The sequence below is a fragment of the Synechococcus sp. EJ6-Ellesmere genome (assembly GCF_024345875.1).
In the GTDB taxonomy this organism is placed as follows: domain Bacteria; phylum Cyanobacteriota; class Cyanobacteriia; order PCC-6307; family Cyanobiaceae; genus Regnicoccus_A; species Regnicoccus_A antarcticus.
This window is the reverse complement of the sequence record NZ_JAGQBY010000015.1, coordinates 1-18022: the sequence shown is the minus strand read 5'-3', so window position 1 is coordinate 18022 and position 18022 is coordinate 1. Positions and strand designations below refer to the sequence as shown.

The 18022-nt window shown below is 65.8% G+C and carries 22 protein-coding genes; 16 read left to right on the top strand and 6 right to left on the bottom strand.

What is annotated here, in order from left to right:
- The 3 genes from KBY78_RS02855 (at position 1) to KBY78_RS02845 (ending at position 1862) form a co-directional block, all read left to right on the top strand.
- Positions 1–906, top strand: coding sequence for a metallophosphoesterase (locus KBY78_RS02855; RefSeq protein ID WP_255142248.1), 906 nt, complete (start codon positions 1–3; stop codon positions 904–906).
- Between the two features lie 118 nt (positions 907–1024).
- Complete coding sequence (gene rpmB, locus KBY78_RS02850; protein ID WP_006171515.1) at positions 1025–1261, top strand: 50S ribosomal protein L28; 237 nt, start codon at positions 1025–1027, stop codon at positions 1259–1261.
- A 22-nt stretch (positions 1262–1283) separates the two neighbouring features.
- Entirely contained in the window at positions 1284–1862 is a 579-nt protein-coding gene (locus tag KBY78_RS02845; protein ID WP_255142246.1) for a peroxiredoxin, read from the top strand.
- A 27-nt stretch (positions 1863–1889) separates the two neighbouring features.
- Here the strand turns inward: KBY78_RS02845 and csaB are convergent, their stop codons facing one another.
- Positions 1890–2948, bottom strand: a complete 1059-nt coding sequence (csaB, locus tag KBY78_RS02840; protein WP_255142244.1) for a polysaccharide pyruvyl transferase CsaB — start codon at positions 2946–2948, stop codon at positions 1890–1892.
- Positions 2949–3088: 140 nt separating this feature from the next.
- Here csaB and KBY78_RS02835 point away from each other — a divergent pair, with 140 nt between their 5' ends.
- The gene (locus tag KBY78_RS02835) at positions 3089–3232 is read left to right on the top strand and encodes a chlorophyll a/b-binding protein (RefSeq protein ID WP_006171518.1); all 144 of its coding nucleotides are present in this window, start codon (positions 3089–3091) and stop codon (positions 3230–3232) included.
- Positions 3233–3285: 53 nt separating this feature from the next.
- Here KBY78_RS02835 and KBY78_RS02830 read toward each other — a convergent pair whose 3' ends face one another.
- Entirely contained in the window at positions 3286–3852 is a 567-nt protein-coding gene (locus KBY78_RS02830; RefSeq protein WP_255142243.1) for a hypothetical protein, read from the bottom strand.
- A gap of 110 nt (positions 3853–3962) precedes the next feature.
- On the opposite strand from KBY78_RS02830, the gene KBY78_RS02825 reads away from it, so the two are divergent.
- The 3 genes from KBY78_RS02825 to psaK are packed head-to-tail and all read left to right on the top strand — an operon-like array spanning position 3963 to position 4911.
- Positions 3963–4262 (top strand): DUF2499 domain-containing protein, encoded by a 300-nt coding sequence (locus KBY78_RS02825; protein ID WP_006171520.1) that lies wholly within the window; start codon positions 3963–3965, stop codon positions 4260–4262.
- On the top strand, positions 4259–4657 hold the full coding sequence (locus KBY78_RS02820; RefSeq protein ID WP_255142242.1) for a DUF3593 domain-containing protein: 399 nt from the start codon (positions 4259–4261) through the stop codon (positions 4655–4657). The genes KBY78_RS02825 and KBY78_RS02820 overlap by 4 nt, the downstream gene beginning before the upstream one ends.
- Positions 4654–4911 carry a photosystem I reaction center subunit PsaK gene (gene psaK, locus KBY78_RS02815; protein ID WP_006171522.1) on the top strand — a complete coding sequence of 86 codons (258 nt, stop codon included), beginning with the start codon at positions 4654–4656 and terminating at the stop codon, positions 4909–4911. The genes KBY78_RS02820 and psaK overlap by 4 nt, the downstream gene beginning before the upstream one ends.
- 139 nt (positions 4912–5050) lie before the next feature.
- On the opposite strand, the gene dxs is transcribed toward psaK, so the two are convergent.
- A complete protein-coding gene (dxs, locus tag KBY78_RS02810; RefSeq protein WP_255142240.1) occupies positions 5051–6964 on the bottom strand; it encodes a 1-deoxy-D-xylulose-5-phosphate synthase in 1914 nt (637 codons plus the stop codon).
- A 107-nt stretch (positions 6965–7071) separates the two neighbouring features.
- Between dxs and ilvA the strand changes: the two genes are divergently transcribed.
- The 3 genes from ilvA to KBY78_RS02795 are packed head-to-tail and all read left to right on the top strand — an operon-like array spanning position 7072 to position 9553.
- Positions 7072–8634, top strand: a complete 1563-nt coding sequence (gene ilvA, locus KBY78_RS02805) for a threonine ammonia-lyase, biosynthetic (RefSeq protein WP_255142239.1) — start codon at positions 7072–7074, stop codon at positions 8632–8634.
- Between the two features lie 54 nt (positions 8635–8688).
- A complete protein-coding gene (gene scpB / locus KBY78_RS02800; RefSeq protein WP_255142237.1) occupies positions 8689–9231 on the top strand; it encodes an SMC-Scp complex subunit ScpB in 543 nt (180 codons plus the stop codon).
- Between the two features lie 31 nt (positions 9232–9262).
- A complete protein-coding gene (locus KBY78_RS02795) occupies positions 9263–9553 on the top strand; it encodes a YggT family protein (RefSeq protein ID WP_006171526.1) in 291 nt (96 codons plus the stop codon).
- Positions 9554–9572: 19 nt separating this feature from the next.
- Here the strand turns inward: KBY78_RS02795 and KBY78_RS02790 are convergent, their stop codons facing one another.
- Positions 9573–10043, bottom strand: coding sequence for a hypothetical protein (locus KBY78_RS02790; protein ID WP_399215203.1), 471 nt, complete (start codon positions 10041–10043; stop codon positions 9573–9575).
- A 152-nt stretch (positions 10044–10195) separates the two neighbouring features.
- Entirely contained in the window at positions 10196–10525 is a 330-nt protein-coding gene (locus tag KBY78_RS02785) for a nucleoside triphosphate pyrophosphohydrolase family protein (RefSeq protein WP_006171528.1), read from the bottom strand.
- Positions 10526–10599: 74 nt separating this feature from the next.
- On the opposite strand from KBY78_RS02785, the gene pyk reads away from it, so the two are divergent.
- The 5 genes from pyk (at position 10600) to KBY78_RS02760 (ending at position 16497) form a co-directional block, all read left to right on the top strand.
- The gene (gene pyk / locus KBY78_RS02780; RefSeq protein ID WP_006171530.1) at positions 10600–12387 is read left to right on the top strand and encodes a pyruvate kinase; all 1788 of its coding nucleotides are present in this window, start codon (positions 10600–10602) and stop codon (positions 12385–12387) included.
- Positions 12388–12447: 60 nt separating this feature from the next.
- Complete coding sequence (locus KBY78_RS02775) at positions 12448–13677, top strand: ABC transporter permease (protein ID WP_255142234.1); 1230 nt, start codon at positions 12448–12450, stop codon at positions 13675–13677.
- A 144-nt stretch (positions 13678–13821) separates the two neighbouring features.
- Positions 13822–14097 (top strand): DUF1830 domain-containing protein, encoded by a 276-nt coding sequence (locus tag KBY78_RS02770; protein ID WP_255142233.1) that lies wholly within the window; start codon positions 13822–13824, stop codon positions 14095–14097.
- 121 nt (positions 14098–14218) lie between these two features.
- Positions 14219–16144, top strand: a complete 1926-nt coding sequence (ftsH, locus tag KBY78_RS02765; protein ID WP_255142232.1) for an ATP-dependent zinc metalloprotease FtsH — start codon at positions 14219–14221, stop codon at positions 16142–16144.
- Positions 16145–16260: 116 nt separating this feature from the next.
- Positions 16261–16497 (top strand): hypothetical protein, encoded by a 237-nt coding sequence (locus KBY78_RS02760; RefSeq protein ID WP_006171537.1) that lies wholly within the window; start codon positions 16261–16263, stop codon positions 16495–16497.
- Positions 16498–16629: 132 nt separating this feature from the next.
- Here KBY78_RS02760 and clpP read toward each other — a convergent pair whose 3' ends face one another.
- Positions 16630–17220, bottom strand: coding sequence for an ATP-dependent Clp endopeptidase proteolytic subunit ClpP (clpP, locus tag KBY78_RS02755; protein WP_006171539.1), 591 nt, complete (start codon positions 17218–17220; stop codon positions 16630–16632).
- A gap of 101 nt (positions 17221–17321) precedes the next feature.
- Here clpP and psb29 point away from each other — a divergent pair, with 101 nt between their 5' ends.
- The gene (gene psb29, locus KBY78_RS02750) at positions 17322–17942 is read left to right on the top strand and encodes a photosystem II biogenesis protein Psp29 (RefSeq protein ID WP_315856631.1); all 621 of its coding nucleotides are present in this window, start codon (positions 17322–17324) and stop codon (positions 17940–17942) included.
- Positions 17943–18022 lie beyond the last annotated feature (80 nt).

Here is an 18022-nt window from a genome sequence, read left to right as displayed (position 1 = left end):
ATGGACACCAGGCGCCTCGGCCGCCGCGAGCTGTTGGGACTACTGCTGGGCGGAGCTCTGGCGGGCACGCTTCTGCTGGAGCGTCAGAGCCCTGGCCAGGCCGCCACGCCGGCGAAACCTGAAGCAGCCCGCCTGCACTGGCTGGCCGTGGCCGACACCGGCGGCGGCAACGAGCCCCAGCGGGCTGTGGGCCGGGCCATGGCGGCCGTCCATCGCGCCCGGCCATTGGATCTGGTGGTGCTCGGGGGCGACAACATCTATCCCAAGGGCGACATCAGCCAGGTGAAGGAGAAATTCACCACCCCTTACAAGGCGTTGCTCGATGCCGGCGTGCCCTTCCATGCCGTGCTGGGCAACCACGACATCCGCACGGCCAATGGCAATCCCCAGATCGCCTATCGCCCCTTCGGGATGAAGGGACGCTGGTACTCCCTGGCCAGGGGGCCGGTGGAGTTCTTCATGCTCGACTCCAACGTCAACGCCGACTGGGGTCGCCAGGTGCCCTGGCTGAAACGGGCCCTCGCCGCCAGCCAAGCTCCCTGGAAGGTGGTAGTGGCTCACCATCCGATCCAGTCCTCCGGGCACTACGGCAACAACGAAGCGGCCAGGGCTCGACTGGCTCCCTTGTTTCGACAATTCGGGGTGCAGCTCTACATCAACGGCCATGAGCACAACTACGAGCGCAGCAAGCCGATCAATGGCACCACCTACCTGGTGGTGGGCGGTGGCGGCGCCTATCTGCGCCCGGTGACCCCCGGGCCCAACAGCGCCCGAGCCATTAGCGCCCACAGCTTCGCCGAGCTCACGGCCAGCAACAAGCAGTTGCTGATCCAAGCCTGGGATTCCAAAGGCCAATCCATCGATCGAGCGGCCATCAACCCCGCTGGCCAGCTGATCAAGCCCTGAGTGCTGCTGCCCAGCCTTGCTGATTCCGCTTTGGCAGGTCCACCCCTTTGTTAAGGTGGCCCCTTGGCGCCATCCAGGTCCCTGGTTGCTGCCCGTCCACTGAGTATCGGTTGCCTTCATGTCCCGGGTTTGTCAGCTCACCGGCAAGCGCGCCAACAACGGCATGGCGGTCAGCCATTCCCACGTGCGCACAAAGAAACTTCAGCAGGTGAACCTGCAGGAACGGCGTCTCTGGTGGGCTGAAGGCAACCGCTGGGTGAAGCTGCGCGTCGCCACCCGCACCCTGCGCACCATCCAGAAAAAAGGCCTCGACGCCTACGCTCGCGAACTGGGCGTCAATCTGGCCAAACTCTGAGTCGTCTCAGAGCTCCGTCGTTGTGAATCGCCGCCAACTCCTGGAAGGAGCGCTCGTTCACGCCACCGCCGCTCTGGTGATTCCCGGATTGACCGCACCCCTCCTGGCCTGGCCCGGTAAGGCTCAGGCCATGGGGGGTGTTTTGCCTGCTCTCGATCAACCTGCCCCAGACTTTCGTCTGCCGGGGTTCGGCCCCGGCCTTGATGCCTCCGGCAACCTCGGGCTCAACGACTTCCAAGGCCGTTGGCTGGCGCTCTACTTCTATCCGAAAGATTTCACCGGCGGCTGCACCCTGGAGGCCAGGGGATTTCAGCAAGACCTCGAGCAGTTTCATCAATATGGCGCCGAGGTGGTGGGCATCAGCGCGGATGATGTGGCCGAGCATGCCTCCTTCTGCGACAGCGAGGGGCTGGTGTTTCCCCTGCTCTCCGATCCAGGCGGAGCGGTGAGCCAGAGCTATGGATCCTGGATTGCTCCGTTCTCCCAGCGGCACACCTTTCTGATCGACCCCAACGGGGTGCTGCGGGCCCGCTGGGTGGCGGTGCGCCCCCTGGGTCACAGCCGCGAAGTGCTCGAGGAGCTCAAGCGCATGCAGGCCTGAGTGAGCGCTGATAAGGCCTGAGGGAGCTCAGTGGCCCAGCCAGCGGCTCAGCAGCTCACGATGAACGCGGCTGTCATGGCGCAGCCCCTCCACCACCAGCGGCTGGGGGGGGCTCTCCAACTGCTCAAGCCACTCCTGCTGCAGGGCGTGGGCGTCCTGCAGCTGCTCCAGATCACGGCAGGGACAGGCCAGCGCCTGGGCGGCGGCTCGCACCTTCGGGTCGTAGCTGAGGGCCACCAGGGGGGCACCGGCCAGGGCCGCCACGATCAACCCGTGCAGCCGCATCGAGAGCACCAGGGAGGCGCCGCTGAAGATCTCCATCGCCTCCTCGGGAGTGGCCACAAGCTCTTGGCGGCTGCGCTGGGCCAGCCGCCGGGGGACCAGTCCCTGGCGATCCAGCGAAGCGAGCAAACCCCGGTCCTGATCCCGGTGAAACGGCAGCCAGACCACCTCTCGATTCGCCTCGGCCGCCACGGCATCGAGGGCCTCCAGCAGGGGCCTCCAGCGCTCGCCCTCTAACAGGGGTGTGGGCCGCCAGCACAGCACCAGGGGGCCTCCTGGCCCATGCCAGCGCCTGGTCGCCAACGACCAGACCGGATCACTGCCGAGCTGGCCGGGCCGTCCCCAGGCAGCCGCCAGCCCTGCCGAGTCCGGATCGCGCCAGCTGCTGGCCTGCACCAGGTTCAGAAGTCTCCGCACCAGCAGGCGGCTGCGGCGACGGCGCAGGGGTCCCAGTCCCTGGCCCCAGAGCAGCACAGGCTTGCCCTGCAGCCGTGCCGAGATGATCAACGCGGCGTAGTAAAGGAGGCTGCGGAAGCTGGTGGCGTCCTGGAGCAAACTGCCGCCGCCCAGCACAAGGGCATCACAACGGTCGAGAGCACGGCGCACCGCCTTGAAATCGCGCCGCGGACAGGTGCGCACCCCCAGGCGCTGCTGCACTTCCCCCTGATCGAAGGCCGTGACCACGGGATCACAGCCCTCGGGCAACTGGGCCAGCAGGGCGCTGAGCAGGGCATCGTCGCCCAGGTTGTGCTCGCCGTAGTAGCCGCACAGCAGCGGTTGAACACCCTTCTGCCTTGGCCCCACCGAACACCGATGCGATCTGCAGGGAGGCTACGGGAGCAGGGACGACTCGCCAAAGATCCCAGGGCCCTGCGGCCAGCTCCAGGACCATGGACAGAGCGGTTACCTCCTGTTACAATTTGCGCAACACTGCTTCACATGCAATGTCCAGCTCCGACTCCCGCTTCGGTTTCGTCTCCTTCGCTGAAACCTGGAATGGCCGTCTGGCCATGCTCGGCTTCGTGATCGGCCTGGCCACCGAACTGCTCACCGGCCAGGGCATCCTCGGCCAGATCGGCCTCGGCTGAAACCGATTGATCAGCATCACCTCAACCCCGTCCGAGATCCGGACGGGGTTTTTTCATGGCTGACCAGAGCCACCACCGCTGGCCTTGAACACCAGGCAAAGCACCGACTCACGGCTCGCCCCCATCACGCCCTGGCGCACCCAGCTGCAGGCCAGATGCGAAGCCGATGGTTTGCTGTAGGCGATGCGTCTGTGCTGCGGCGACCTCCACCACTCCAGGGCGACCCGCTCCGAGGTCCAGTAGCCAGGGAAGGCAGGGCAGGCCAGCACCTCCCCCAGCAAGTGCCAGCCAGCAGGTAGCAGCAGGCGCTCAAACGGCGACGGGATGCCGGACCCACCCCCATGGGAACAACCACCGGCCGCCTCCATGGCACGGCGCTGCTCAACGGCATAGGCCTCCACCTCCCGTTGGATCTCAGCAGGCACACGGAGATAGCTGGAGCCCACGAGGGTCCGCCGACGACGGCTGACAGCCTCGATCGTTTCTTGGGCAGCCGCCTGGGCGGAGGTGCTGACGACAGCCGCTTCGGCTGACACAGGCATCAACCCAGAGGCCAGCGCCAGCACCATTGAGAAGCCATGCAGACGATTGAGCCTGAGGCAGTGGTGATTCGGCCCCATGGCTCAAGCCCATCGAATCCGATGATGCCCCCTCTGGCACCAAGCGGCACCGACTCTCCACCTGAGCCCTGGGTTCCGTACATTGCTGGTTCACGTGGGTGCCGGGCGCCATGCATGCCCTTTCACTGCCCACCTGGTGGATCCATGTGGCCTCGGTCCTGGAGTGGATCCTGGCCATGGCGGCCGTGATCCACTGGGGTGAGCGCCGCGGCGAAACCGAGTGGCGCTGGCTCGCCCTGGCCATGCTGCCGGCCCTGGTGAGCGCCATGGCGGCCTGCACCTGGCATTTGTTCGACAATGCCCTGGACCTTCAGGGTCTGGTGGTGTTCCAGGCCGGCACCACCTTGCTCGGCAACGTGGCCCTGGCGGCGGCAGCCTGGACGCTCCTGCCAAAAGGGAGCCGGTCATGACGGTCGTTGGCCTTGGAGCCCTGGCGGCTGTTGATCCCGGCCCCCTGTTCGTGCTGTCGCTGCTGCCCTATCTGGCCTTCCTGCGCTGGGCCTCAGCCAGCAAGCGTTTCCCGCCCCTGGCCCTGCGGGGTTTCCAGTTCACCCTGGTGTTCGTGGCGGTCACCATCGTCGCCTCAGTGCTGGCAGAGCAGCGTTTCGGCCGGAAACTGGCCGATGTGGACCCCCTGCATGGGGGAGCGGAGTCCTTCCTGACCGTGGCCAACCTGCTGGTGCTCTGGGGCTTCAGCACCAGCGGCCAGAGCCCACCCGGCCAGAGCAGTGAACAAGTCTTAAGCGCCGGTGAACAGCCAGCTGTTCACCGGCAGGATGGGGCGTCAGTTTTTGATCGACCATGATCGCTCCTCTTCTCGCCATGGCGCCCGCCTCGCTGACCTGGTCGCCGAAGGTGGCTTTGGTGATGATCGTGTGCAACGTGATCGCCATTGGCATCGGCAAGGCCACCATCAAGTACCCCTCCGAGGGTGCCCAGCTGCCCAACTCCCAGTTCTTCGGTGGCCTGAGCCATGCTTCCCTGCTGGCCACCACCAGCCTGGGTCACATCTTCGGCATCGGCGCCATCCAGGGTCTGGCCTCCCGCGGCGTGCTCTGAAGCCAAGCCTGAGGCTCAGGCCTGACATTCACAGGCCTGAGCCGACCATCGACCAGGAACGAGGCATCAACAAAAGGCGGGCTGCACACCCGCCTTTTCTGCTGAGCCTCTGAGCGCCTGCTTCGGCCTGTGCCGAGGATCAGACCGCCAGAGGCTGGCGTTGGATCCCCAGCAGGGCAAAGCGCTGCAGGATGCGGTCGGCCATCTGGGGCGGAGTAAGCCCGAGAGCTTTCTTGCTTTCATCCGGGCTGGCGTGGTCCACCAGCTGTTCGGGGATGCCGATGCGGAACACGGGCACCATCACCTCGTGGTCGTTGAGCGATCCCCCCACCGCCGCGCCGAACCCGCCGGGCAGAGCGCCTTCCTCCATCGTCACCACCCGGCCGATGCGGCGGGCCAGGGGCAGGATCAGGCTTTCATCAAGGGGGCGCAGGAAGCGGGCATTCACCACCGCGGCCCTGATGCCCTGCTCCTGCAGCAGGCCGGCTGTGGCCATGGCCGGCGCCACCATGGCTCCATAGGCCACGATCAGCAGATCATCGCCATCGGCCAGCTGCTCGCCGTGGCCGATCTCCAGAGGCTCCCAACCCTCCTCCATCAAGGGCACCCCTTCGCCTTCCCCGCGGGGGAAGCGGATGGCGCAGGGCCCGTTGTGGCCGATCGAGGTGACCAGCATCCGCTGGAGCTCTGCCTCGTCCTTGGGCGCCATCACCGTGAAATTGGGCACGGCCCGCAGATAGCTGATGTCGTACTGGCCCTGGTGGGTGGGACCATCAGCGCCCACGATCCCGGCACGGTCGAGCACGAAGGTGACCGGCAGCTTCTGGATGCCCACGTCGTGGATCAGCTGGTCGAAGGCGCGTTGCAGGAAGGTGCTGTAGATCGCCACCACCGGCTTGAGACCAGCCGTGGCCATGCCCGCGGCCATGGTGACGGCGTGCTGCTCGGCGATGCCTACATCGAAGTACTGCTTGGGCAGGGCCTTCTCGAGCAGATCGAGGCCGGTGCCGGTGGCCATGGCCGCCGTGATTCCCACCACGGTGGGGTCGTGTTCGCAGATTCGGACCAGAGTCTGACCGAATACCTTGCTGTAGCTGGGGGGTTTCGGCTTGCTGGAGGGGAAGGCCTTGCCGGTCTTGAGGTCGAAGGCCGACTGGGCGTGGTAAGCCACCTGATCGGCCTCGGCGTAGGGATAGCCCTTGCCCTTGGTGGTGGCCACATGCACCAGCACCGGACCTTCGCAGCGGTGGGCGGCGCTGAACGTGCGCACCATTTCAGCGATGTCGTGGCCGTCGATCGGACCCATGTAGGTGAAGCCCAGCTCCTCGAAGACGGCCCCCACCTTGGGCACGGCCAGCCGGCGCATGCTCTCCTTGAGCCGCTCCAGCTCGGGCGGCAGCTCCCCGTGCATGAAGGGCAGGTGCTTGAAGGCATCCTCGGCACTGCCGGAGAGGAACTGCAGAGGCGGGCTCAGCAGCATGCGATTGAGATAGGTGGAGAGAGCTCCCACCGGCGGTGAGATCGACATGTCGTTGTCGGACAGCAACACCAGCAACGGGGTCAGGGGCAGGTGCACGGAGAGGTTGATCGCGTCGAGCGCCATGCCACCGGTGAGGGCGCCATCGCCGATCACCGCCACGCACTTGAACTCCTCGCCGCGACGGTCGCGGGCCAGGGCCATGCCCAGGGCCGCCGAAATGCTGGTGGAGGCGTGACCCGCCCCGAAGTGGTCGAAGCGGCACTCGCTCCGCTTGAGGTAACCGGCCACCCCACCCTGCTGACGCAGGGTGTGGAACTGGTGGTAACGCCCCGTGATCAACTTGTGGGGGTAGGCCTGGTGGCCCACATCCCAGACCACTCGGTCCGTCTCCAGGTCGAGGGTCTGGTAGAGGGCCAGGGTGAGTTCCACCACGCCCAACCCAGGGCCGAGGTGACCTCCGCTGGTGGACACCACCTCCAGATGCTTCTCACGAATCTGACGAGCTATGGCTTCAAGCTCGCCGATGCTGAGGCCATGCAGCTGGTTGGGATGGCTCAGCTCGCTGAGATGCATACCCTGATCAGTTCTGAGAATTCAATCTAGGTCCTGCCTTCGGGGGAATGGGGTCAACGGTCACCTTTCCTGAAGCCGGCCGCTCGCCTGCCCGGCACACTGGAGCCATGGACGACACACTGCAGCGCATCCTGCGGGCGCGGGTCTACGACGTGGCGATCGAGTCGCCGCTCGAAGAGGCCCCCAACCTGTCGCGGCGGCTCGGCAACACCGTGCTGCTCAAGCGCGAAGACCTCCAGCCGGTGTTCTCCTTCAAGCTGCGCGGGGCCTACAACCGCATGGCCCAGCTAACGCCGGCTGAACTGAAGCGTGGGGTGATCGCCGCCAGCGCCGGCAACCACGCCCAGGGGGTGGCCCTGGCGGCCGAGAGGCTGGGCTGCCACGCGGTGATCGTGATGCCGCTCACCACACCCGCGATGAAGGTGCGGGCCGTGGCCGCCCGCGGTGCCGAGGTGATCCTGCACGGAGACACCTACGACGAGGCCTGCCAGCAGGCAAGGGTGCTGGAACAGGAGCGGGGCCTCACCTTCATCCATCCTTTCGACGATCCGGAGGTGATCGCCGGCCAGGGCACCGTGGGCCTCGAGATCCTGCGCCAGTGCTCGGCTCCCCCCGATGCCATCTATGTGGCGGTGGGTGGCGGTGGGCTGATCGCCGGCATCGCAGCCTTCATCAAGAACGTCTGGCCCCAGGTGGAGGTGATCGGTGTCGAGCCGGTGGATGCCGATGCCATGACCCGCTCCCTGGCGGCAGGTCGGCGGGTGAGCCTCGAGCAGGTGGGTCTGTTCGCCGATGGGGTGGCTGTGCACGAGGTGGGCGTGCACACCTTCGCCCTGGCCCAGCGCTACGTGGATGCCATGGTCACCGTGGACACCGATGAAATCTGCGCAGCGATCAAGGACGTCTTCGAGGACACCCGCTCGATCCTCGAGCCGGCCGGTGCTCTGGCGGTGGCCGGCATGAAGGCCGACGTGCAGCGCCGAGGGCTGAAACAGCGCACCCTGGTGGCCGTGGCCTGCGGCGCCAACATGAATTTCGATCGCCTGCGCTTCGTGGCCGAGCGGGCCGAGCTGGGGGAGGAGCGCGAAGCGATGCTGGCGGTGGAGATCCCCGAGCGCCCGGGCAGCCTGCGCCAGCTCTGCGAGCTGCTGGGCTCTCGCAGCCTGACCGAATTCAGCTACCGGATGGCGGACCACCGCCTGGCCCACATTTTCCTGGGGGTGCAGATCGACGGGCACCAAGACACCGAAGCGCTGATCAGCCAGCTGGGCGCCGGCGGCTTCCCCTGCCTCGACCTCACCAGCAACGAGCTGGCCAAGCTGCACCTGCGCCACATGGTGGGTGGACGCCTGCCCGAAGCGGCCTGCCACGCCGGTGCGGCGACGCCGCGGGAACTGCTCTACCGCTTCGAGTTCCCCGAGCGGCCGGGCGCGCTGATGGCCTTCGTCAACGCCCTGCACCCCAACTGGTCGATCAGCATCTTTCACTACCGCAACCAGGGGGCCGACGTCGGCCGCATCGTGGTGGGGGTGCAGGTGGAGGAGCAGGATTCCGGCGCCTGGGAGCTCTTTCTCTCAGGCCTCGGCTACCGCCACTGGGACGAGACCCAGAACCCGGCCTACCGGCTGTTCCTCGGCCCGGCCAGCCAGCCTGTGCCGGCGCTGGCCTGAGCCTGCCCCGATCAGCTGCGGTACGGTGCGACCAACGATGGGCCGGCTGCGAGCATGTCCAGCGCTTCTTTATCTTTGCCGGCCCGGCTTGAGGCCATCCTTTACCTCAAGGGCCGCCCCCTCAGCCTGGGAGAGCTGGCCGAGATCGCCTCGATCGGCCTGAGTGAGCCGATCGAGAGCGACGCCGTGGAGCTGGCCCTGATCACCCTGATGGCCGATTACGCCCACCGGGACACGGCCCTGGAAATCCGCCAGGACGGGCAGCGCTTCAGCCTGCAGCTGCGCGACAGCCACGCCGATCTGGTGCAGACCCTGCTGCCGGTGGACCTCTCCACCGCCACCCTGCGCACCCTGGCCACCGTGGCCCTCAAGCGGCGGATCCTGCAGTCGGATCTGGTGGAGCTGCGCGGATCGGGCGCCTACGACCACATCAAGGAACTGCTGGCCCAGGACTTCATCGAGCGGCGCCGCCAGAGCGACGGCCGCTCCTTCTGGATCAGCCTCAGCGACAAGTTCCACCGAACCTTCGCCGTCACCCAGGTGACGGAGGCTGCCCCCGCCTCAGCTGCCAGGGCGAAGGGCAACACAGCTGCATAGAGTCAGAGTTGAGTTGCTTCAGTCTTTGCCCATGACGATCCTGAGCCAGATCCTGGCTGTGCTGGCACAGACCCTCAGCATCTACAGCCTGGTGCTGCTGGTGCGGGTGCTGCTGAGCTGGTTCCCCAACCTCGACTGGAGCAACCCTGTCCTGAGCACGGTGAGCTCGATCACCGATCCCTACCTCAATGCCTTTCGCGGTCTGATTCCCCCCCTGGGTGGTCTTGACCTCTCGGCGATCATCGCCTTCATCACCCTCAGCCTGGTTCAGGGGCTGCTGGGCAACCTCAGCGGATCCCTGATGGGAGGCTTCGGATATTGAAGGGCTGATCTGAGGCCGCTCAGAGGGGATCGAGCAGGGCTTGCTCCAGCGGCAGCAGCTCGTCGTCGATCCCGGCCCGCACCCGCACCGGGGCGTTGAACCCCCTGGCCTTGGCATGGCTGACCCGCAGGGGCCCAGGCGTGCCGGCCGGCACCGCCAGGCGCAGGGCAAAGCTCGACTCTCCAGGGGGCACGTCACCGATCGAGCCCACCCGGGTGCGGTTCTGCAGCACCGGCTCTCCGCTGCGGTCACTGATCACAGCGAACAGATCCGTGTCGATCACCGGCTGGGAGCGGGGATTGGACACCGTGCCGCGCAGGGCGTAGCAACTGGCCCCGCTCGGGCGCTTCAGCTCCGGCTGGGAGCCCGGATCAGCCGCCGGGCAGGGCTCCACAGTGATGTCGGTCACGGCCAGATCCAGGGCCCAGACCGGTGCTGCGGGGGCCAGCAGCAACAGCAGGGCCAGCAGCAGGGCCAGGCCTTTAGGCAGGGCCCCCGAGGGGGGAGCAACCTGGGTGAACGGGGATCTGGGCTTCAAACGATTCTCCGGGTGGTTCGGGCTGCTGAGGGCTGGCTCGGGTGGGCTCTTCTGGACCGAGTCTGGCGAGCCGCGTGCGGGTCTCAACAGCAGCAGCAGCACCCCTAGCGGTGATCGCCGCTGCCCCCGAGCGTCTGTCGCCGTGCCCGTCCCGCCAGTTTGGCCAGATTGGCCTGGGCAACGTCGTCGAGCTTCAGCCCCAGTTCACTGGCCAGCTGCGAGACGTACCAGAGCACGTCGCCGAGTTCGAGGGCCAGATCCTCCACCAGCTGTGGCTCGAACACCCCGCCGCGGTCGCGCAGCACCTTCTTGACCTTGTCGGCCACCTCACCGGCTTCACCACAGAGTCCGAGGGTCGGATAGATGGGATTGGCACCCACGTCCGGGTAGCGGGCCGTGGTGCGGGCCTGGTGCTGGTAGTCGTTCAGATCCATGGGTTCAGCACCAACGGCGGCAGGACAGGGGCGGGACCGGATGGTAGTTTCCGCCTGAACCTTCGGCTTTCCCGATGGCGCAGCCCGATCTGTCGCGTCGCACCAAAATCGTGGCAACGATCGGTCCAGCCACGGAGTCCCCCCAGCGACTGCGGGACCTGATCCAGGCAGGGGCTACCACGTTCCGTCTCAATTTTTCCCACGGGGACCACTCCGAACATGCCGCCCGGATCGCCACGATCCGTCAGGTGGCCCACGAGCTGGGGATCCATGTGGGCATCCTTCAGGATCTCCAGGGTCCGAAGATCCGCCTCGGCCGCTTCGAGGGCGGTCCGATCACCCTCGCCAACGGCGACCCCTTCGCCCTCACCTCCCGGCCGGTGAGCTGCAACCAGTCGATCGCCACGATCACCTACGACCGTCTGGCCGATGAGGTGACCGCCGGCAGCCGCATTCTTCTCGACGACGGCCGGGTCGAGATGGTGGTCAAGTCGGTGGACATCCCCGAGCAGACCCTGCACTGCACCGTGGTCGTGGGTGGGGTGCTCTCCAACAACAAGGGGGTGAACTTCCCCGACGTGCAGCTCTCGATCCGTGCGCTCACCACCAAGGACCGGGAGGACCTCAGCTTTGGTCTCCAGCAGGAGGTCGACTGGGTGGCCCTGAGCTTTGTGCGCAACCCCTCCGACATGCAGGAGATCCGCGAGCTGATCAGCAGCCAGGGGTACAGCACCCCGGTGATCGCCAAGATCGAGAAGTTCGAGGCAATCGATCAGATCGACGCCATCCTTCCCCTCTGTGATGGCGTGATGGTGGCCCGGGGCGACCTGGGGGTGGAGATGCCGGCCGAAGAGGTACCGCTGCTGCAGAAGGAGCTGATCCGCAAGGCCAACACCCTGGGCATCCCGATCATCACGGCCACCCAGATGCTCGACAGCATGGCCAGCTGCCCGCGCCCCACCCGGGCCGAGGTGAGCGATGTGGCCAACGCCATCCTCGATGGCACCGACGCGGTGATGCTCTCCAACGAAACCGCCGTGGGTGACTACCCGGTGGAGGCGGTCGAAACGATGGCTCGCATCGCCCGCCGCATCGAGCGCGACTACCCCCGCCGGGTCGTGGACAGCCACATGGCCTCCACCATCCCCAACGCCATCAGCCAGGCGGTGAGCACGATTGCCCGTCAGCTTCAGGCTGCGGCGATCCTTCCCCTCACCAAGAGCGGGGCCACGGCGCGCAACGTCAGCAAGTTCCGCCCCTCCACCACGATCCTGGCCATCACCAGCGAGGTGAAGGTGGCCCGCCAGTTGCAGCTGGTCTGGGGGGTGAACCCCCTGCTGATCGGCCATCAGGCCTCCACCACCAGCACCTTCACCCTGGCCATGGGCGTGGCCCAGGAGAGGGGACTGCTCAAGGAGGGCGATCTGGTCGTTCAGACCGCCGGGACCCTCTCGGGAGTGAGCGGCTCCACCGATCTGGTCAAGGTGGGCATTGTCTCCGCCGTGCTGGGCCGGGGCCTGGGCATCGGCAACGGCTCGGTCAGCGGCCGGGTGCGGGTGGCCACCACCGCCGAGGAGGCGGCGCGGCTGGAGAGCGGCGAGATCCTGGTGGTGCGCGATACCAATGCCGGTTACCTCGATGCCATCCGCAAGGCCCGAGGGGTGATCGCCGAGGAGCACGGCTGCGACAGCCATGCCGCCGTGATTGCCCAGCGGCTGGGGGTGCCTGTGATCGTGGGTGTGGCCAACGCCACTTCGGATCTGCGCCTGGGTGAATTCGTGACCCTGGAAGTGCGTGAGGGGGTGGTGCACCGCGGCGCCCGCAACCACACCCAGGCCGATCGCAGCGAAACCATCCTCTGAGTGAAGCGCCGGCGGCGGCAGCCGCTGGCCATGATGCGGCACTGAACGCTGCTGGCGGCCATGGCCTCGAAACTGCCCCTGGCGGAAACCGTCGGGATGGCTCTCAACACCCTCAAGGCCAACCGGCTGCGCAGCCTGCTGACCATGCTGGGGATCGTGATCGGCAATGCCTCGGTGATCACCCTGGTGGGGGTAGGCAAGGGGGCCCAGAACCTGGCGGAAGGCCAGCTCAACACCCTTGGGGCCAACGTGCTCTTCGTGGTGCCCGGCAACAACGACACCCGCCGCCAGGGGATCGAAAATCCACGGACCCTGGTACTGGAGGACGCCGAGGCGATCGCCGAGCAGGTGCCGAGTGTGCGCCGGGTCGCCCCCCAGATCACGATCAACGAGGTGGTTCAGTCGGGCGGGAACAGCTCCAACGCCTCGGTATCGGGCATCACGCCGGAGTTTCTGCCGGTGCGGCGCTTTGAGATCGCCCAGGGGCGCTTCTTCAGCGACGACGACATCAAGGGGGCCCGCAACGTGGCCGTGATCGGCCCGGATCTCAAGCAGAAGCTGCTCCCCTCGGGCTCAGCCATCGGCCAGTCCCTGCGCATCCGCGATCAGTCCTTCGAGGTGATCGGCGTGACGGCTGCCAAGGGCGCCGCCTTCGGCACCAACCAGGACGAAGCCGCCTACATCCCGCTCTCGACGATGGTGAGCAAGCTGAGCGGCCGTGACCCCACCTACGGGGTGGTGCTCACCTTCATCAGCGCTGAGGCCCGCGACGAGGCCAGCACCAGTGCTGCCAAGTTCCAGATCACCAACCTGCTGCGCCAGCGCCACCGCATCCTCAGAGAAGACGATTTCGCCGTGCGCTCCCAGCAGGACGCCCTCTCGATCGTGGGCACGATCACCGGAGGACTGACCTTGATGCTGGGCGCGATCGGCGGCGTCTCGCTGCTGGTGGGCGGCATCGGCATCATGAACATCATGCTGGTGTCGGTGAGTGAGCGCACCCAGGAGATCGGGTTGCGCAAGGCGGTGGGGGCCCGCAGCGGCGATGTGCTGCTGCAGTTCCTGGTGGAATCCCTGGTGCTGGCCAGCCTCGGCGGCCTGATCGGCAGCGCCGTGGGCCTGGGCACGGTGGCGGCGGTAAGCCGCTTCACCCCATTGCCTGCCGCGATCGACAGCGGCAGTGTGCTCTTCACGGTGGGCCTCTCGGGTTCGATCGGCCTGTTCTTCGGGGTGGTGCCGGCTCGCCGGGCCTCCCGGCTGGATCCGATCGTGGCCCTGCGCAGCCTCTGAGACCCGGGACCAGGAGTCCTGCAACGCAAGACCGCCCGCCTCCTACATATCAAGAAAACCTTAAGAAAGCCGAACGGTGCTGACCGTGACCAAAGCCAAGGATGGATGGTGGCTTGATGGTTGAATCCCGATGAAACTCCTCCTTTGGCCCTGCTCTCCTGCGGCTATCGCAATTCCAGCGACCGTATGGTGATCTTGCGCTCGTGCGGGCCTGGCGAGTTCTACCTGGAGAGGGTCATTTTCCCCTTTGAGCTGCTCAGTTTCCAGGCTCCCAAGGGGGCAGAGCTGGAAATCTGGACCCATGGCCTGGGGGGGCCTGAACTGCTGGAAACTCTCCCAAGCGCCGAGCTGCTGATCGAACCCCCCGATCCCGATGGTCTCGAGGCCAGCGACGATCCAGCCTGGCTGACGATCCGCTGAAGCTCTGTCACCAGAGCGCACGGCTCGGGGCAACCATGACAAGCTGAAATCAGTGGCCCACGGCCGGAGACTCTCGGCCGCGGGTTGCGCGCTTTACACTTGTTAAAAATTCCCCTCAGCCATGAATCAGCGCTGGCGTCTGTTCGCTCTCTGGCTGCTCCCGCTCGGAGTGGCCCTTTTCCTTGGCTGGCAGGTGCTGGGGAACGGCGGCGCCAGCCGGTTCACCCCTGAGGGACGCACCGACACGGTGGCTCCGCGCAATGCGGCGGTGGCGCGGATGAGCTACGGCCGTTTCCTCGACTACATCGAGGCCGGACGGGTCACGGCAGTCGACATCTTCGATGGGGGCCGCAGTGCCGTGATCGAAGCGGTGGATCCCGATCTTGACAACCGTGTGCAGCGCCTGCGGGTCGATCTGCCAGGGCTTGCCCCCGAGCTGATCAACAACCTCAAGGCCCAGGGCATCAGCTTCGACATCCACCCTCCCCGCACGACCCCACCGGCTCTGGGGATCCTCGGCAATCTGCTCTTCCCACTGCTGCTGATCGGCTCGCTGATCTTCCTGGCCCGTCGGTCTTCGTCGATGCCCGGTGGACCTGGCCAGGCCATGCAGTTCGGCAAGACCAAGGCCCGTTTCGCCATGGAGGCTGAAACCGGCGTCATGTTCGATGACGTGGCCGGCGTGGAGGAGGCCAAAGAAGACCTCGAGGAAGTGGTCACCTTCTTGAAGCAGCCCGAACGCTTCACGTCCGTGGGCGCCAAGATTCCCAAGGGTGTGCTGCTGGTGGGACCTCCCGGCACCGGCAAGACCCTGCTGGCCAAGGCCATCGCCGGTGAAGCTGGTGTTCCCTTCTTCTCCCTCTCCGGTTCTGAATTCGTCGAGATGTTCGTGGGTGTCGGCGCCAGCCGCGTGCGCGATCTGTTCAAGCGGGCCAAGGAAAACAGCCCCTGCCTGATCTTCATCGATGAGATCGATGCGGTGGGACGTCAGCGTGGAGCCGGCATCGGCGGCGGTAACGACGAGCGGGAGCAGACCCTCAACCAGCTGCTGACCGAGATGGACGGCTTCGAGGGCAACAGCGGCATCATCATCATCGCCGCCACCAACAGGCCAGATGTGCTCGATTCGGCGCTGATGCGTCCGGGCCGTTTCGATCGTCAGGTGAGCGTCGACGCTCCCGACATCAAGGGACGGCTCTCGATTCTCAAGGTCCACTCCCGCAACAAGAAGCTTGCCGAGGACGTGTCCCTCGAGGCCGTCGCCCGCCGAACCCCTGGGTTCACCGGCGCCGACCTGGCCAATCTTCTCAACGAGGCGGCCATCCTCACAGCGCGCCGCCGCAAGGAAGCCACCACGCTGGCCGAGATCGATGACGCTGTCGATCGGGTGATCGCCGGCATGGAAGGCAAACCCCTCACCGACGGCCGCAGCAAGCGCCTGATCGCTTACCACGAAGTGGGCCATGCCCTGGTGGGCACCCTGGTCAAGGACCACGATCCTGTCCAGAAGGTCACCCTCGTCCCCCGCGGCCAGGCCCAGGGACTCACCTGGTTCGCCCCGGATGAGGAGCAGATGCTCGTGAGCCGTGCCCAGCTCAAGGCCCGCATCATGGGAGCCCTCGGCGGACGGGTCGCGGAAGACGTGGTCTTTGGCCACGCCGAGGTCACCACCGGAGCCGGTGGTGACATTCAGCAGGTGGCTAGCATGGCCCGCCAGATGGTGACCCGCTTCGGGATGAGCGATCTTGGGCCGGTATCGCTGGAGGCCGGCAATCAGGAGGTCTTCCTCGGGCGCGATCTGATGACCCGCAGTGATGTCTCCGATTCCATCTCCCGCCGGATCGACGAGCAGATCCGCAGCATCGTCGACCTCTGCTACCGCGACACCCAGGCCCTGGTGGCCAACCACCGCGATTGCATGGACCGCCTCGTGGAGATGCTGATCGAGAAGGAAACCCTCGATGGCGATGAGTTCCGGGCGGTGGTGGCCGAGTTCACAACCATCCCTGAGAAGGACCGCTTCTCACCCCTGCTGCCTGCCGCCTGACCAAGCGGACGGGACAGGGTTGTTGGCGGGGCTACAGGCGGGGCCGAGTTCTTAACCGAACCTTCTCCCTCCCAGCTCGATCGAGTGTTTAGCCTGAATCATTACGCGTTCAGGTCTTGAGCAGCACCCGCTCTCCGATGGAGTCGTTCAGCGCCTACCACGGCGATGACTGGAGTCCGCAGCGGCTGGCCTTTCACCAGAATCTGGAGCGTTTCGCCGACCGCGTCGGGCTGATCGTTGGACTTCAGAGCAATGGCAAGCTCAATCAGGATCAGGCATACGACGAGATACGCATGCTCTGGAAAGAACTCAAGGGCAGCAAGAACGGCCTGGAGATCTCCGACAGAGAGTGAAGTTCAACCAATGATTCTCATTCCAGGGTTCAGTTCAAGCCTTTTTCACTGAGACGCTAAAAGCCTGTAATTATCTCTATTTTTTATCGTGGCCTCAGCTTTCATGGCTGGGGCCACTCGCCTGGGCTCAGCTCAGACCGGCCGCACGGGGCGCTTTTCGATCACTTTGTCGATCAATCCATAACTCACAGCTTCGGCCGGCGACATGAAAAAGTCGCGGTCGGTGTCGATCTGGATTCGATCCAGGGGCTGGCCGGTGCGATCGGAGAGCTCCCTGTTCAGCTTGTCCTTGAGGTAGAGGATTTCGTCCGCCTGAATGCGGATATCGCTGGCCTGCCCTCGGGCCCCACCCAGGGGCTGGTGAATCATGATGCGGGAATGGTGCAGGCTGCTGCGCTTGCCCTTGGCTCCTGCCGTGAGCAGAAAGGCGCCCATGCTGGCGGCCAGCCCCACACAGACGGTCTGCACGTCGGGCTTGATGTGCTGCATCGTGTCGAAGATGCCAAGGCCGTCGTAGACGGATCCACCGGGGGAGTTGATGTAGAGAAAAATATCTTTCTCAGGATCTTCCGCCTCCAGAAAAAGCAGCTGGGCCACCACCCGATTGGCGGATTCTGCGGTCACCGGTTCGCCCAGAAAGATGATCCGTTCGCGCAGCAGCCTGGAGTAGATATCAAAGGCGCGCTCACCCCGGCCCGAATCCTCAATCACGATCGGGATCATCGGCAACGGCAAAGCAACTCGGTTGATCCTACCGAGGACGGTGCGCCCGCCGCCCGATCGGCTCGGGGGGGTGCAGCGCTAAGGTCCATTCATTCGAGCGGATGAGTGTGAGCGCCTGCCTCACCGTTGCTGACAGCAAGCGTGCCTTCCACGCAGCCTTTCCCTACGTGATCGGTCCTCTGTACCGGCGCATGGTCGATGAGCTGCTCGTCGAGTTGCATCTGCTCAGCCGGCAGAGCGGATTTCACAGCGACGGCCTGTTTGCCGTGGGCCTCACCCAGGTTTTTGATGGCTTTGCCAAGGGCTACCGGCCCCAGCAGCAGAGTGAGCCCCTCTTCGCCGCCCTCTGCGCCTCGTCGGGCTTCGATGCCCAGCAGATTCGCGCGCAGCACGCCGCCGCCGTGAAGGCGGTGGGGGAGCACAGCCTCGATGAGGTGAAACAGTGGCTGGCCCAGCGGGGCCAGGGTGCGCCTGAGCCGATCGCCGGGGTACTTGCCGGCATCGACAGGGCTGACTTCCACTACTCGCGCCTGTTCGCCGTAGGGCTGCTCAGCTTGCTGCAGCATGCCCGCGGCGCCGAAGCCGTGGAGCCCCAGGCTCTCCGGCAGGCCGCCCATGAGATCGGCGAATCCATGGGTCTGATGAAGGAGCGGGTCGACAAGGACCTGACCCTTTACGCCAGCACCCTTGAGAATATGGCCCAGGCCGTCGAGCTGATGTAGGAGTCCCTGGCCGCCGAACGTCGCCGGCGCGAACGGCAGGCCCGGGAGAGCAAGGTCACCCCTGACAGCAGCACTGTCAC

Bases quoted from the DNA above. Each gene is read 5' to 3' on its own strand.
- dxs (WP_255142240.1), bottom strand. From the start codon at position 6,964: ATGCATCTCAGCGAGCTGAGCCATCCCAACCAGCTGCATGGCCTCAGC.
- KBY78_RS02795 (WP_006171526.1), top strand. From the start codon at position 9,263: ATGACGATCCTGAGCCAGATCCTGGCTGTGCTGGCACAGACCCTCAGC.
- scpB (WP_255142237.1), top strand. From the start codon at position 8,689: ATGTCCAGCGCTTCTTTATCTTTGCCGGCCCGGCTTGAGGCCATCCTT.
- psaK (WP_006171522.1), top strand. From the start codon at position 4,654: ATGATCGCTCCTCTTCTCGCCATGGCGCCCGCCTCGCTGACCTGGTCG.
- ilvA (WP_255142239.1), top strand. From the start codon at position 7,072: ATGGACGACACACTGCAGCGCATCCTGCGGGCGCGGGTCTACGACGTG.
- psb29 (WP_315856631.1), top strand. From the start codon at position 17,322: ATGAGTGTGAGCGCCTGCCTCACCGTTGCTGACAGCAAGCGTGCCTTC.
- KBY78_RS02855 (WP_255142248.1), top strand. From the start codon at position 1: ATGGACACCAGGCGCCTCGGCCGCCGCGAGCTGTTGGGACTACTGCTG.
- KBY78_RS02820 (WP_255142242.1), top strand. From the start codon at position 4,259: ATGACGGTCGTTGGCCTTGGAGCCCTGGCGGCTGTTGATCCCGGCCCC.
- KBY78_RS02830 (WP_255142243.1), bottom strand. From the start codon at position 3,852: ATGGGGCCGAATCACCACTGCCTCAGGCTCAATCGTCTGCATGGCTTC.
- pyk (WP_006171530.1), top strand. From the start codon at position 10,600: ATGGCGCAGCCCGATCTGTCGCGTCGCACCAAAATCGTGGCAACGATC.
- KBY78_RS02825 (WP_006171520.1), top strand. From the start codon at position 3,963: ATGCATGCCCTTTCACTGCCCACCTGGTGGATCCATGTGGCCTCGGTC.
- KBY78_RS02775 (WP_255142234.1), top strand. From the start codon at position 12,448: ATGGCCTCGAAACTGCCCCTGGCGGAAACCGTCGGGATGGCTCTCAAC.
- clpP (WP_006171539.1), bottom strand. From the start codon at position 17,220: ATGATCCCGATCGTGATTGAGGATTCGGGCCGGGGTGAGCGCGCCTTT.
- ftsH (WP_255142232.1), top strand. From the start codon at position 14,219: ATGAATCAGCGCTGGCGTCTGTTCGCTCTCTGGCTGCTCCCGCTCGGA.
- KBY78_RS02835 (WP_006171518.1), top strand. From the start codon at position 3,089: ATGTCCAGCTCCGACTCCCGCTTCGGTTTCGTCTCCTTCGCTGAAACC.
- rpmB (WP_006171515.1), top strand. From the start codon at position 1,025: ATGTCCCGGGTTTGTCAGCTCACCGGCAAGCGCGCCAACAACGGCATG.
- KBY78_RS02785 (WP_006171528.1), bottom strand. From the start codon at position 10,525: ATGGATCTGAACGACTACCAGCACCAGGCCCGCACCACGGCCCGCTAC.